Consider the following 236-nt stretch of genomic DNA (forward strand, 5'->3'; position numbering starts at 1 on the left):
GTACGACTACCTTTCCCTGGTAGCTTAGTAGCTAAGGATTTGATGCTTTCTTCCATGCCGTGGAGGGCAATATTTGCTAGTAAGGGACTGATTACCCCTCCTTGTGGTGTGCCCTCATTTGTTGTGAATAGTTGTCCGGTGTCAATTACGCCAGCTTTCAGCCATGCCTTGATTTGTCGTCGGATTGCCGGGAAGACATCAAGTTTGTTGAGAAGTTTTTCATGGTCAATTCGGTC

Annotated in this window: 1 protein-coding gene; it reads right to left on the minus strand. The window is 46.6% G+C overall.

From position 1 onward, the window contains the following. Window positions 1–236 (minus strand): reverse transcriptase domain-containing protein (locus tag LKK83_RS20730; RefSeq protein WP_324633227.1); only part of this gene is annotated, 236 nt, incomplete at both ends.

The sequence above is a fragment of the Phormidium sp. CCY1219 genome (genome assembly GCF_035615515.1).
GTDB lineage: Bacteria > Cyanobacteriota > Cyanobacteriia > Cyanobacteriales > Laspinemataceae > CCY1219.